This window comes from Bifidobacterium miconisargentati (genome assembly GCF_019331675.1).
Classification (GTDB): Bacteria; Actinomycetota; Actinomycetes; order Actinomycetales; family Bifidobacteriaceae; genus Bifidobacterium; species Bifidobacterium miconisargentati.
The window spans coordinates 1-14,405 of sequence record NZ_JAHBBJ010000015.1 but is presented as its reverse complement, the minus strand read 5'-3'; the positions used below and the strand labels follow the sequence as shown (position 1 = coordinate 14,405).

10 protein-coding genes and 1 pseudogene are annotated in these 14,405 nt (G+C 64.5%); 2 read left to right on the top strand and 9 right to left on the bottom strand.

Going from position 1 to position 14,405, the window contains the following annotated elements; all coding sequences use genetic code 11:
• The first annotated feature begins 30 nt into the window (after positions 1-30).
• Together KIH81_RS09370 and glgX are read left to right on the top strand one after the other, a co-directional pair.
• Positions 31-1,173, top strand: a complete 1,143-nt coding sequence (locus KIH81_RS09370) for an ROK family transcriptional regulator (protein ID WP_214305094.1) — start codon at positions 31-33, stop codon at positions 1,171-1,173.
• Between the two features lie 80 nt (positions 1,174-1,253).
• Positions 1,254-3,566 (top strand): annotated as a pseudogene (gene glgX, locus KIH81_RS09365) (glycogen debranching protein GlgX); the annotation flags it as partial.
• A gap of 802 nt (positions 3,567-4,368) precedes the next feature.
• Here glgX and rpsI read toward each other — a convergent pair.
• The 9 genes from rpsI to KIH81_RS09320 all read right to left on the bottom strand — a co-directional run.
• The gene (rpsI, locus tag KIH81_RS09360) at positions 4,369-4,860 is read right to left on the bottom strand and encodes a 30S ribosomal protein S9 (protein ID WP_094666719.1); all 492 of its coding nucleotides are present in this window, start codon (positions 4,858-4,860) and stop codon (positions 4,369-4,371) included.
• Between the two features lie 22 nt (positions 4,861-4,882).
• Entirely contained in the window at positions 4,883-5,332 is a 450-nt protein-coding gene (rplM, locus tag KIH81_RS09355; protein ID WP_214305092.1) for a 50S ribosomal protein L13, read from the bottom strand.
• 349 nt (positions 5,333-5,681) lie between these two features.
• The gene (gene malQ, locus KIH81_RS09350; protein ID WP_214305091.1) at positions 5,682-7,847 is read right to left on the bottom strand and encodes a 4-alpha-glucanotransferase; all 2,166 of its coding nucleotides are present in this window, start codon (positions 7,845-7,847) and stop codon (positions 5,682-5,684) included.
• Positions 7,848-8,005: 158 nt separating this feature from the next.
• Positions 8,006-8,659, bottom strand: coding sequence for an AbrB family transcriptional regulator (locus KIH81_RS09345; RefSeq protein WP_214305090.1), 654 nt, complete (start codon positions 8,657-8,659; stop codon positions 8,006-8,008).
• Positions 8,660-8,669: 10 nt separating this feature from the next.
• On the bottom strand, positions 8,670-9,311 hold the full coding sequence (locus KIH81_RS09340; protein ID WP_214305089.1) for an IMPACT family protein: 642 nt from the start codon (positions 9,309-9,311) through the stop codon (positions 8,670-8,672).
• Positions 9,312-9,374: 63 nt separating this feature from the next.
• Complete coding sequence (locus KIH81_RS09335) at positions 9,375-10,415, bottom strand: NAD(P)-dependent oxidoreductase (RefSeq protein WP_214305088.1); 1,041 nt, start codon at positions 10,413-10,415, stop codon at positions 9,375-9,377.
• A gap of 169 nt (positions 10,416-10,584) precedes the next feature.
• The gene (locus KIH81_RS09330; protein ID WP_420829146.1) at positions 10,585-11,904 is read right to left on the bottom strand and encodes a CapA family protein; all 1,320 of its coding nucleotides are present in this window, start codon (positions 11,902-11,904) and stop codon (positions 10,585-10,587) included.
• A 573-nt stretch (positions 11,905-12,477) separates the two neighbouring features.
• Entirely contained in the window at positions 12,478-13,527 is a 1,050-nt protein-coding gene (locus KIH81_RS09325) for a hypothetical protein (RefSeq protein ID WP_214305086.1), read from the bottom strand.
• A 426-nt stretch (positions 13,528-13,953) separates the two neighbouring features.
• Positions 13,954-14,405: hypothetical protein (locus KIH81_RS09320; RefSeq protein ID WP_214305085.1), on the bottom strand; the 452-nt coding region annotated here is incomplete at its 5' end.

Genomic DNA, 14,405 nt, shown 5'->3' with positions numbered 1-14,405 from the left:
CCTCGAGTCCGTGACCAATGGAGGTCGTCCATGAAGCCGCTGCAGCCCAATCAGGTCAAGGCGCACAATCGCAGCGCCATCATCCGTTACCTCTATGCACACCGACACGTGACCAAGCAGGAGCTCGAACGCGAACTCGGGCTGAGCCTGCCTACCATCTCGCAGAACCTGCGCGAGCTGCAGGCCGACCGCATCGCCGGCAAAGGAGACCTGCGGGATTCCACCGGCGGGCGCAAGGCCCAAGGCTACGAGTTCAACCCCGACCATCGCACGGCCATCGGCGTGAGCATGGACCCCCACGAACTGCGCCTGTGCGCGGTGAACCTGTACGGCGGCGCGGTGGCCCGGCTGAACACGCCCATCCCCTACCGCAACACCAACGTCTACTACCAGCGCATCGGCGGCATCATCAACAACTTCGCGGCCGACGTGGAGCGCAAGCACGGGCCAGTCCTGGGAGTCGCCTTCTCGATCCGCGGCATCATCGCGCCGGACGGCTCGCAGGTGACGTTCGGCCCGGTCCAGGGCAACACCGGTCTCACCCTCGACACGCTCACCCAATCGGTGCATCTGCCCGCGCTGATGATCCACGACTCCGACGCCTCGGCCATGGCCGAACTGTGGTTCGACGCCACCCTGCGCGATGCCGTGTGCGTATACCTCGACCGACGACCGGGCGGCGCCGTGATCATCGACGGCAAGCTGCATCAGGGGCCGAACCAGTGCAACGGGGCCATCGAGCACATGGTGCTGGTGCCGGGCGGCAGGGAATGCTACTGCGGACAGCATGGCTGCATGGACGCCTACTGCTCGCTGGAAACGCTGCCCGAGGACTACGAAAGCATCCCCGGCTTCTTCAGCGTGCTCGAGCAAGGCGAACGGCATCATCGCGAACGCATGGACGAATGGCTTGATTACGTGGCGCAGGCCATCGTGAACGCGCGCTCTGTCATCGCCGGGGACGTCATCATCGGAGGCGAGGCGGCCCCGATGCTGGAGGACGACGAAATCGAGGACCTCAGGAACCGCATCGTCAGGCGCAGCCCGTTCGGCACGGACCACTTCACGCTGCGCAGGAGCTACTGCGCCGAGGACCAGGACATCATCGGTGCAGCCTTGCGTTTCTCGCAGCGCTACCTGGACGAGATCCGCGGGCTGACGCACGGGATGTGACCGGCGGTCGCGACAGACCGCGACAGGCCCGGCCAGATGCGCCGCACTGCCGGCTCAGGGGCCACGTCTACAATGGGTGTATGAGAAATCCACCGTTGCATCGTTACGCTACTCGCCCAGGTTTGTATTTCACCGATGACGGTGGTGCGGACGTCGTGGTCCGCTCGGAGACCGCCGGTCAGGTATGGCTGTGTGTGCTGGAATCCATCGACCAGCCCAGCGCCTTCTTCCAGGACTCCATCCGTCTGTTCTCCGATCCGGGAACCTCGTTCATCCAGCAGATCCACGAATTCCCGGTCTGCACGCGCATCATCGAGCATCTCTACCTGCGCGAGACGCTGTTCCGCATGGATGGCCCCAACTACGGCCTGTGGTACGTGCACCTGCCCAAGGCGTGGGACGGCATGCGTTACGGCTACCGCGTGGACGGCGCTTGGGATCCCAAGCACGGCGTGCGGTTCAACCCGTACAAGTTCCTGCTCGACCCGTACGGCAAGGGCGTGGAAGGGGCCATGGAGCTCGATCCGGCCGCCTTCTCCTACGCCTGCGAGGTCAAGGATCGCAAGGTGATCGGTTCGGCGTACGGCGAGATGAGCACGGTCGATTCGCTTGGCCATGTGCCGGTGTCCGTGGCCATCGACGACCGCGATATCCACAAGCACGAGGGCGACCCGGATCATCCGCATGTGCCGTGGCGCAAGACCGTGATCTACGAGATGCACGTCAAGGGATTCACCGCCAACGCGCCCTGGCTACCCGAGGAACTGCGCGGCACATACGCCGGCCTCGCGCACCCCATCACGCTGGCCTACCTGCAGAATCTGGGCGTCACCTCCATCGAGCTGCTGCCCATCCAGGCCAAGCAGGACGAGCTGTTCCTGCAGGAGCACGGCCGCAAGAACTACTGGGGCTACTCCACCCTGAGCTACTTCTCCCCCGAGCCCACGTACGCCACCAAGGCCGCGCAGGAGAAGGGCGCCACGGCCGTGCGCCAGGAGGTCATCGACATGGTCCGCGCCCTGCATGAGGCCGGCTTCGAGGTGATCATGGACGTGGTGTACAACCACACCTGCGAAGGCGGCGTGGAAGGTCCCACGATGTGCTGGCGCGGTCTGGACGACCTGGCCTACTACCGGCATCAGAAGTCCAATGCGGGCCGTCTGGAGGACACCACCGGCTGCGGCAACACGTTCGACTTCACCAACACGCATGTGGTCACGTTCGCGGTCGATTCGCTGCGGTACTGGGCCAAGCGCATCGGCATCGACGGCTTCCGTTTCGATCTGGGTGTGACGCTGGCCCGCCTCAACGGCGAGTTCACCCAGCATCACCCGTTCCTCTACGCCCTGCGCTCCGACCTGCTGCTGGGCAACCTGAAGCTCATCATGGAGCCTTGGGACCTGGGCAATCTGGGCTGGCGCACCGGCCAGTTCGGCATCCCGTTCGCCGAGTGGAACGACCGTTTCCGCGACACGGCCCGTACGTTCTGGCTGCAGGATGTGGACGGCAGCTCCGATTTCGGCCGCACGCAGATGCAGGAGATGGCCACCCGCCTGTGCGGTTCGGCCGACCTGTACGCCACCGATCCGGGACGCGGCGCCACGGCGTCCATCAACTTCGTCACCTGCCACGACGGCTTCACACTCACCGATCTGACCCGGTACAACAGCAAGCACAACGAGGCCAACGGCGAGCACAACAACGACGGTTCGTCCGTGAACCATTCCGCCAATTTCGGCGTGGAGGGCGTGACCAAGGAACCGGAGATCATCGCCGCCCGCGAGCAGGCCGCCATGAACCTGACCGGCATGCTGCTGCTTTCGCTCGGCACGCCGATGATGCTGGCCGGCGACGAGTTCCGCAACACGCAGGACGGCAACAACAACGCCTACTGCCAGGACAACGACATCACCTGGATGAACTGGGACTGGCTGTATTCGCCGCACAAGACGCGCGAGATGCGCCGTCTGGAGACGGTCTCCCGGCTGGTCGCGCTGCGCAAATCGCTGGATCTGTACCATCACGAGGACTTCTTCACCCGTCTGACCCAGCTGGGGCTGCTCAAGCCCTCGGACCGCGTGAAGTGGTTCCTGCCAAACGGTCAGGCGCCAATCGAACGCGACTGGTTCGACCTGTCCACGCGCAGCTTCACGATGCGTCTGCTCTCCAACAGCGAGGTGGACGTGTGCATCGTGGTCAACGGCGTGGCCGAGGACCGACAGTTCCATCTGCCCGCGGACAGCAAGTGGATGCCGAAGTGGTGTTCCGCGGAGGTCAACGGGCGTTGGCCGGGGCATGGCGGGCATGTGGAATCCGACGACACGGCCGAGGACATCAGCGTGTGGATGCAGCATGTGCAGAACGCCAACGAGACCGTGCGCAGGCTGGCGGAACAGGCCCGTGAGGCCGCTGCGGCCGGTGACGGGACCAGCGGGGCCTTCAGGGGCCCTGTGGCTGGTGCCACGACGGCCACGGACGCCAACGACGCCGATAACGTACGTACCGCCGAATTCAGGACCGTGCGGGCTTCACGCACGGCAGCGAATGCCGCTTCGGCTTCCGGCGTGGCCACGGGTACCGGCGCCGATACCGATTCGGTCCAAAACGCTGAGGATACGCGACTGTTGCGGATGACCGCGGCTTTGGAAATGGTCGGCAGTGCGGCGGCAGCGGCTGTAAGCGACAGCGTCGAGCCGTCGTCGTCCATCGCTGACGACGCCGATGGTAACGGTGATCGTGCCGCCCGTACTGACAAGCCAGCACCGCTCGACGACAACGTCTGGACGATGCCCGCACTCAGCATCACCCTGATGAAGCAGATACAGCACGAATAAACGAGGTTCTCTAGCTGCTAAGTCCCTGTTTTGCCCCGCTGACACGTCGTCAGAGCGGCAGAACAGGGACTTTATCGTCAGAGAGCCGCGGTAGCGCTGCCCCAACGCGGCAATACGGGGGCCTGTCGCCGCCACGCCGCGGGGCGCGCCCTTCAGCGAGGCGAAACGGTTCGTACATACCTGAGCCGCCTCGCTAGGGCCCAAGTCATCACGGCATGTGATGGGTCAGCTCCCTGGATTACCCCGCCAGGCGATTCCTGTGGTTCCACTGCCGACAATCACATACGAATACGGAAAGCCCCTCCGTGGAACGAATCCACGAAGGGGCTTTCTGTGCTCGGAATTGCAGTAATAAGCGAAATTAACGCTTGGAGAACTGCGGGGCGCGACGGGCCTTGTGCAGACCAGCCTTCTTGCGCTCCACGACGCGGGCGTCGCGGGTCAGGAAGCCGGCCTTCTTCAGGGCGGCGCGGTTGGCGTCACGATCGATGGCGTTCAGCGCACGGGCCACGCCGAGACGGATGGCGCCGGCCTGGCCGGTGGTGCCGCCGCCGTCAACGAGGACGATAGCGTCGAACTTGCCTTCGAGCTTGAGCAGAACGATCGGGGAGTTGACCTCACGCTGCAGCAGCTTGGAGGGGAAGTACTCCTCCAGGGTGCGGCCGTTGATGGTCCACTTGCCGGAGCCCGGAACCAGACGGACACGGGCGACGGCCTCCTTGCGGCGACCGGTGCCGTAGCCCGGCTCGATCGCGGAGGTGCCGGTGCCAGCGCCAGCGTTGGTCTCGGTGGTGTAGTTGGTGAGCTCCTCTTCGGTCTCGACAACCTGGGAGTCGTTGGTGTTTTCAGCCATGATTCTTATCTCCTCTCAGGTTTCACTTGGCCTGCTGCGAGATCTGGGCGATCTCGAAGACCTTCGGCTGCTGGGGGGTGTGCGGGTGCTCGGCACCGCGGAAGATGCGGAGACGATCCAGCTGCACCTTGGCCAGACGGTTCTTCGGCAGCATGCCCTTGACGGCAGCCTTGATGATGCGCTCGGGGTTCTTCTCAAGCAGCTCGGCGTAGGAGTCGCGGCGCAGACCGCCGGGACGACCGGAGTGAGAGTAGAGCTCCTTGCCCAGCTTGTTGCCGGTGAGAGCGATCTTGTCAGCGTTGATGACGATGACGTAATCGCCGAGATCAGCATGCGGAGCGAAGGTCGGCTTGTTCTTGCCGCGCAGCAGGGTAGAAACCTGGGTGGCGAGACGGCCCAGCACCACATCGGTGGCGTCGACGATGTACCAGTCGTGAGTCAGATCAGCTGGCTTCGGAGTGAAAGTTTTCACTGGATTACCTTTTCTATTCATTGTGTTCCGGGTTTTCGGCTGCTTGATGTGTGCTTGGTCAGAGCGCGCGTTCAAGAAGCGTCGAACCTCTTTATCCGTGGGCTCCCTGAAAGTCCTCGGTGGCGAGTGGGAAAGCGCTTTGAAGGACCCCTTAGGGAAACACAACAATCCACTAGTATATCGCCGGGCTTGACATCGGGCAATGCGGCGTGGTGAAGCAAAAAGCCCTGCTAGGCCGGATTGACATGCCCCGAGGGACTACCCCTCAGTCGGCTCCGCCGCCAGCTCCCCCTGACAAGGGGAGCCGAGAAAGAAGGCGGCGGCGATCTCGGTCTAACAGAGCTCTATTTCAGCTGTTGAAGATTTCGGCGAAGCGCTGGGCGCCGGGGGTGTCGAAGAGCACTTCGAGCGGCACCACGTTGCCCTTGGCGTTGGCCAGCGGCACACGCCAGTTCGGGTACTCGTTGTTGGTGCCGGGCTGGTTCTGGGCGCGCTTCTCCCCCACCGCGTCGGTGATGGAGGCGGCCAGCAGCTTGCACGGCGAGCCCTTGAGCGCGCGGTAGAGCGCATCGATGATGTCCGCCTCGTGCTCCTCACGGTGCTCGGCGAAGTCGGCGTCGAGGTAGCCCTGCTCCACCAGCATGGTGAGCATGGCGTCCTGCTCGGCCTTGGCGGACTTCTCGAATTCCTCGGCCGGGCCGGTCAGCAGGCCCAGACGCTCGCGGATCTTGACGTGCTCGTACTCCAGATATCCGGCGGCCGGCGGCAGGTCGTGCGTGTTGACCGAGGCGAGGGCGTACGGACGCCACTTGGACGGGGCGCGGAACACGCCGTCGCGCTGCTCGAACCATTCCACGGCGCAGCCGAGGATGCCGTGGCTGGACAGGGAGTCGGCCACGTACTCGGGCACCACGCCCAGATCCTCGCCGACCACCACGCCGTTCGTGCGGGAGGCCTCAAGGGCCAGGATGCCGAGCATGATGTCGGAATCGTAGTAGACGTATGCGCCGTCCGTGGCGGGACGGTTCTCCGGGATCCACCACAGGCGGAACAGGCCCAGGATGTGGTCGATGCGCACGGCGCCGGCACGGGCGAACATGCCATGCACCATATTGCGGTAGGTGGTGTAGCCGGTCTCCTCCAGGTCGATCGGGCTCAGCGGCGGCTGGCTCCAGTTCTGGCCCTGCTGGTTGAACATGTCCGGCGGGGCGCCCACCGTGGCACCCTTGGCGAAGCGTTCCGGATGCCACCAGACATCGGCGCCGAGCGGGTGCACGCCCACGGCCATGTCGTTCATGATGCCGATCTGCATGCCGGCGTCCTTGGCGGCCTGCTGGGCCGCGGAAAGCTGCTCGGAGGCGATCCATTCGAGCCAGCGGTAGAAGTCGAGCGTGTCCGGGAACTGGCCCTTGAGTGCGGCGACCTCGGGGGATTCACGGTTGAACTTGCGCTCCCAGTTGTCCGCGTCGGCGGCGGGGGCACCCCACTTGTCGTAGCACAGGCACCAGGTGGCGTACGCCTCCAGATCGGAGCCGCAGGCCTTCTTGAACTCCTCGAATGCGGCCTGGCGCTCGGCGGAGCGGCCGGCCTTGAAGATGATCCACAGGGCGTGCATCTTGCTGCGCCACATGGCGTCGCGGTCGATGAGCTGGGAGTCGCCGTTGAGCGCCTCGGCGTCGGCGTGCAGGCCGTCCACCTGGGCCTTGGCATCGGCCGCGAGCGCGGCGTATTCCGGCACCGATTCGGGGCGGATGTACGTGAAGTTCACCAGTCGTCGGCTGACGGGCAGGTACGGGGATGGGGTGAGCGGCGAGACGGGTTCGGCGGCGTGCACCGGGTTGATGAGCACGAAGTCCGCGCCGGTCTTCTTCTTGGCGTCCACGAGCATGGTCTTGAGATCCTCGTAGTCGCCCACGCCCCAGGAACCGGAGGAGCGGATCGAGTACAACTGGGCCATCCAGCCCCACAGGCTGCCGCCCTTCATCGGGTCGAGCAGTTCCACATGGTCGGGGGCGCTGATCAGGGTGGCGTTCTGCATGCGGTTGCCCACGCGCACATGCAGCGTGTGGTAGCCGACCGGCAGGTCGGCGGGGATGATGAGCGCGGCGGTGGAGACGAACGTGCCGTCGAGGTCGTAGGCCTGGGAACCGTCTCCCGGGCCGACCTTGATGGTTCCCTCGTACGGTTCGCCGTTCTCCAGGGTAATGGCGGCGGACGGCACGTCGAGAATGCCGGTGTTGACGAAAATCTTGTCTTCCTTGCCGGCGATGTGGAGCACGGTGGGCGCCACCAGACGACCGTGACGACGGTTCAGGATGCGACGGATGGCGGTTTCCTGAGCGTTCTCGCTGCTGGCGTCGATGCCCAATGCCGCGAGCACGGCCACCAACACATCGTCGTCGATTTCGTGGTAGTCGTGGCTCATGCCTACGTAACTGGTGCCAATACCGACCAATTTGGCCAGCCGAATCAGCGGACGGGCCAATCGAACTTCATTCTCGGTGCGCTCACTCATAGCCCCAGTCTAACGCCGAAGCGACGCGCCACACCGTATTGAAGGCAAAGCAACGCGGTGGAATTCGGCATATTCCGGGCCTGACACCCCATATCGGTGTCCGAATGGCGAACGATTGGCGTGAGACAGGTACCACGCCGCCTCCATCCGTCTCCCGATCAGGCAGACCGCTTCCGACTTTCCACGGCGTGGCGAACCTCATCCGAGGGGTCCTCGGCGAGTTTGGCGAGCATATCCTGAGAGGTATTGGGATTCAGCGCCACGGCACGGCGCACCATCGAGGAGAGCACCGCGGGGGCGCCTTCCTCCAGCGTGGTGCCGAGGGAGCCGAGGAAGTCCAACGTCTCGGCGTCCACTTCCGGGTTCTGTGCGCCTTCGAGACGCATCTTCCAGCTGGTGCGTTTGTTCTTCAGGGCCGTATCCCGCACGGCGGGCACCGGGTCCTTGGTCAGGCGGCCCACCAGCCAGTTCTTGTCGTCCACGTTGCCGGCCACGGCCTGACGCACGGAGTCGTCCGGGTCTTCGGACAGCTTGACGAGCACGTTCGGGAACGGCATGGTGCTGGCCAGGAACACGCGATCCTCCACCGGGGTGTGCGCGTTGCCGGCCACGGCTTCCAGCAGTGCGGTGGCGCGGGAGAATGCGGCCTGGTTGGCGCGATCCGGCAGCGGGCGGCGCGCGAACTCGGACAGTTCGGCGGCGTCCGTGGAGTGGCGCAGACGCTCGTAGGTGGCGGTCAGCGGCTCGAAGTCCTTGGCTTCCTGCGCTTCCTGGGATTCGGCCTGCGGCTCGGTGGTGGTTTCGTCGGTCATGGGCTCCAGCTTAATCAAGGGGGACGGGGATGTTGACCATATCTACCGGTTCCGGCGTAATGGCGGCGTTGAACGTCTCCCGCACGCGCTCCTCGAACCGTGCGGTGGCATCGGCCGGAATCACGGCGGTGAGTCGGATGTCGGCCGCATACTCCTCATCTTCCTGACGGCCGTCAAGCTGCGCGAGGATCTGCTGGAACCGGGCCAGCTGCGGGTAGTCGAGGCGGATCCGGTAGCGTCGCGCGGTCATGATGCGGGCCACGCGCGCGGTTTTCATCGCCATCGAAGCGGCGGACGAGTAGGCCCGCACCAGGCCGCCCGAGCCGAGCAGGATGCCGCCAAAGTAGCGGGTCACGGCGATGACGCAATCGGTGGTGCCGGACTGCTTGAGCACGTCGAGTATCGGCTTGCCGGCGGTGCCGGAAGGTTCGCCGTCGTCGCTCATGCGTTCGGACAGGCGGCCGTCGGCTCCCCCGCACACGGCGGCGTACGCCACGTGACGGGCCTTCGGATGCTGTTCGCGGATTGAGGCGACGAACGCGAGCGCCTCGTCGAGCGAATCGACGTGCGCGGCGTCGCCGATGAATTCGGATTTCTTCTCGACCAGCGAGTCGTGCGCGGGCTGGTCGGCGGTGTTGAGGATCGTCTGCATGGCTGTGCGTTGCGTTGCGTGCGGTAGTGACGGTTGATGGTGACGATGAGTGCGGACGAGCGGTCAGCGCTCGGAGACGACGACGTTGAGGTCGTCTCCGGAGAAGTAGGCGGCGATGCACGCGACCATCTGACGGGTGAGTTCCTTGAACGCGCCGTCCGTACGCCAGCCGACGTGCGGGGTGAGCACGATGCCGGGAATGGCGCGCAGCGGGTCGTCGGCGGGCAGCGGCTCATGGTCGTACACGTCGAGGGCCGCGGGGATGTCGCCCTGCTGCAGGCGGGCGACCAGCGCGCCGGGGGCGATGACTTCGGCGCGGGCGGTGTTGATGAACAGCGTGCCCGGCTTCATGTGCGCGAGGTTGTCCGCGGTGATGAGGCCGCGCGTGGCCCCGTCGATAAGCGGCATGTGGACGGAGACCACGTCCGAGGAGGCGATGAGCTCGTTGAGGTCGTCGACGGGCGTGGCGCCGGATTCCTCGAACCGTTCGGCTGGCGTCTGGCTGGTGCGCCAGGCGGCGACCTCCATGCCGAAGGCCCGTGCGATGCGGGCCACCGTGGAGCCGATGCCGCCGAGGCCGATGATGCCGAGCCTGCGGCCGGCCAGCTGCAGGCCGTCTCCGTGCGGATTGGCCCAGACGCCGGACTTCACGCCGCTGCTGAGTTCGCCGACGTGGCGCACCAGTTCGAGCAGCAATGCGAACGTATGCTCGGCCACCGCGTTGTCGCCGTAATGGACGGCGTTGCAGATGCGCACGCTGAGTTCGCGTGCGAGGGCGAGGTTGATATAGCTGGCCACGCCGGTGCCGGAGAAGACGATGCATCCGACCTTGCCGCCTTCGCCGCCACGCACGCCGCCGGACAGTCTGCGCAGCAGGTCGTCGGACAGGTGCGGGCCTCCGTTGATCATCACGTCCGCGTCGGCCGTGCGCTCGGCGATGAGGTCGGCGTCTTCGGTGAAGTCCAGATACAGGCGCACGCGGGCCACGTCCTTGAGTACGGGCAGTTGCGCCTTGAGCGGTTCGACCATCGAATCGAGGATCGCGGGCATCACCACGAGCGGGAGGTCGGTGCGTTCGGGCTGGGTTTCGTAGATCTCGGTCATGGGCACCACATTAGGCCGGCGGCGGGAGAAGCGGGCGGGAACAACTACTGTTCGGCGGCAATGCGAACATCATCCTGTGATGCGCCGGAATCGCGACCGGCGGGATACCGACGCAATGGCGGACAGGCCACCCGCCGGCCTCCGGGAGTCGGCACCTGCCACCGGCCGCTTACCGCGCGGACTTGGCCGCCTGCTCCTGGGTGATGTTCCACTCGCGCACCACGTTCTGGTCCGCGCCCATCGAGTAGATGACGTTCCAGATGCGCTGGCGTATCTGCGCGTCGTACGTCTCGTCCCAACAAGCGCCTATGGGGTGGTCGCTGGAGATCGGACACCACTGGTAGCTGCCCTGATGCACGTTGGCGGTGGGCACCCAGTCGATGCGGTTCACGCGCCAGGATCCCTTGACGCCCTTCTTGCCGGCGAATTGGATGCGCGCGGTGACGCCCTGGTTGTTGACCAGCGTTTCCGGGGTGTTGGCGGATTCGGTCACCGCGTTGCCCAGGCCGTAGATGATCCAGGTGCCGTTGTAGTTCTCGATGGGTTGCGCGCAGTGGCATCCGGCTCCGTAGATCACGTCGAACGCGCCGGTGTCCGCAAGCTCGTGGGCTTCGGAGACCTGCCACGAATCGGCGTAATCGAGGTATTCCTGCACCGAATGCATGGCGATGGCCACCACGTCCGCACCTTGTTCGCGGGCCTTGTTGGCCTTGTCCACCGCACGCTGGATATCCGAATCGTGGTTCGGGTCGCCGGCCTCGCGCAGGCGGTCCACCTGCCAGTCGTAGTCGGCGGTCATGCCGTTGAGCGAGACGGTTCCGGTCACGAGGCCCAGCTTGCCGCCGCCAGTGGGCGAATCGATGACCAGCGGCTTTTCGGAATCGGCCTCGGTCTTGTACGAGCCGGTCTGGGCAATGCCGTCCGCCTCAAGCGTGTCCCACAGGCGCGCGATGCCGTCCGAACCCTGGTCCCAGGAGTGGTTGGTGGCGTGCGTGCAGGCGTTGTATCCCACGTTCTTGGCCGCATCTGCGACCTCCGGCGGAATGTTGAAGATCGGATATGCGGCGTAGGGGCCGCCGCGCTGGGCGATCGGCGTCTCGAACTCGCATACGGCGATGTCCGAGGCTTGGATGTACTGCTTCATCGGCGCGAACAGCGGGTCGAAATTGAAGGCGGTGCCGTCCGTGGCATTGGGATTGGCACCTTGGAAGTGGCTCCACAGGCCCTCGTGGAACAGCAAGTCGCCGTTGACGAGCATGGCGATGCAGTCCGTGTCCGGACAGTCCGGGGAGTTGCCGTGATGTTCGGCGACCGGCTTGGGTGTGGACTCGGGTTTCTCGATGGTGGTGCTTGCGCTCGCGTTTGCGCCGGTACCGCCGTTGGCGTTCGGGGATGCGGAACCGTGGGTGGCGAACCAGATGCCGGCGCCCAACGCCACGGCGAGCGCCACGATGAACACGACGATGACAGCCATCGTCGCGTTGGTCACACCGTACGCACCTGTCCCTACGGGCTTTGCGCGATGCTGGCCCCGACCTTTGATATGACTCATGCCACTTCCCCTTCGATTGGCTCTTCTTTCACTATCAGACTACCGCCTGGTTGTGTCTCGGGCCCGCGCATGTTTCGGCGTCTGCGCACGACGGGGGCATGGCGGACGGGCTGCGGACGGGCTGCGGACGGGCTGCCGGGAGCCACCGAACGGACCGGGAGGGCCCGCCTGCATATGCGACAATTTGTCGATATTTGCCGTGACATCTTCGACGTGCCGCCGGCCCGATGCCGCTAGAGTTATGGATTGGAGGCGGACGGACAATGGCGTACCTCCGGCTCCGCTACTCATAGCGGATGCATGATGAGGTTCTGTTTCGCACATTCTGGATGTGATGTAATACCCCCGTACTGCGGTATGATGCGGAAACGCGCGGGGCCGATGGGTTCGGTTTTTGCATGGTCGCGGTTCGATCGTCGCTCGTTTGTCGCCCGGATTCGATCGGACTTGTTATCGATGCGTCCGGCTGTCTGTCCGATGATTCCGATGTTCTTTTCCCGGCCTTACTCCTCACCGTTCCAGCAGCAGCTTGATCAGCACTTCGATGGCGATGACGAGGATGAAGGTCGCAACGCCGATCGCATATCGAACGACAAGCTTGCGCTCGCGGCGTTTGCGCACCTGATCCATGCCCGTCGGGTCGAAGGCGGTCTGCGGGCTTGCGGCGGCCATGCGCCGCAAGTCGCGTTCGATGCCGGATCGCTGCTCGGCGAACGCGCCACGACGCATCAGCGAGGTCTCCGCAGCATTGCTCATGCCCGAAGCTGCGCCGGCGACAAGCGTCCACATCACGGCCATCAGACCGAGCATCGACGTCGTTTGCGCGGCATCATCGGAAAGCAGCAGCACGATGGCCGCAGTGATCAGCGTGAACCAGAAGGAGAACCGTCGCGCGTAGAGGAACCAGCGTAGATTGGCCTTCGCCGGACTATGGAGGAAACCGAACGCGGCGATGGCAGTGGCAAGCGGCGGAATGGCGATCATCACCATCGCCACGAACATGACCCGACTGAAGAGATTCGGCAACAACAACGCCCCGCAGACACCGCCTGCGGCGAACACCAGAGCCACCACGGCCATCAGTACGCCGACGATGAGCACCTTGCGACGGTGAAGATCGGGGTTGATAGGCGGACTGGTCCACCACCATTCCATCGAGCCGAAGACCGGACCTTCGAGGGTATATCGCGCCCAGATTTCGTCGCCGGCGCTCGCGGCGTGCAGTTGACGGCTGCCGCGCGACCAACCCACCAGGTATGTGACGGCGACGATGAACACGGCGAGCGCGGCGATGGCCAGATACCCATACGCTTTTGCGAGCGCGGTGCCTTTTGGCGCGGACCATGCAAGGACGGCGGCGGCAAGCACGATGACGAACAGGACCGTCCAGATCAGCGCCTTGGCACGTATGCGGCGGAGCACGGCCCAGTCGCGCTCTTGAACCGCATCGTTCGCGGCGGACGTATCGTTTGCAGCGGACGTATCGCTTGCATCGAACGCAGCGTTTGCATCGAACGTATCGGATGCGACATCAGCGTTGACGGGGTATCGGCCTTCCATGCGCCCATGCTATTCCCGCTTGACATCGGCATTCTGCCGGTACAACCAACGGCCACGCACCGTGCATGCCTCGTTCATTTCAAACATTTCAAACCTGCGATTCAAACCCTCACTATGTATGCGCTTCAACCATGCCCTCGCATACATAGTGAGGATTTGGACATGCGAAACGTCACTATGTATGCGGACCCTTCGTCCAGCCGCATACATAGTGAGGGTTTGAGAGATGGCTGGCCGTCTCAGACGGTTCCAACGGTTCTAAGACGAGAAAAGGGTTTCCGGTTTTCCCGGAAACCCTTGGTGGCGGAGTCAGAGGGATTCAAAGGCAAGGTTGAAATAACGCCATTTATTAGGCCTTTTCAAAATCATGCCCCTAAAACTGCCCCTCCGGGCGTGTCGCATTAAGGACGTACCTGCATGCGGTTGTCATTTCTGTGCATCGTTCAGTAGTCGGCGCATTCGGTCGAGTTCGCGTTCCAGGTATTGGATGTAGTGGATCTGCTGGGTGATCAGCACGTCACGCGTATCCGCCACGCGCCCCGCACGAGACGGCACGGCACCCATACGGACGGCGCCCGCCGAAGGACCGTCCACGACGCCACGGCCGGCGACGGACGCGGCACCGGCGGAAGACACGCCCCCGGCGCCGGCCGGGCCACGATCACGGGCATTACCGGCCGGCACGCCCCCGCCAGAACCATCCGCAACCCCGGCGACGGTCCCGTCCGCCGACCGTTCCCACGGCAGGGCGGGCTCATGCTCGGCCTGCTTCCACCGGGCGAACGCACGCTCGATACGCTTATACCCCACCAATCTCGGATCCAAGCCCGCGTCACGGAAGATCGACACGGGACGACGGCCCAGCGCATACTGGCGCA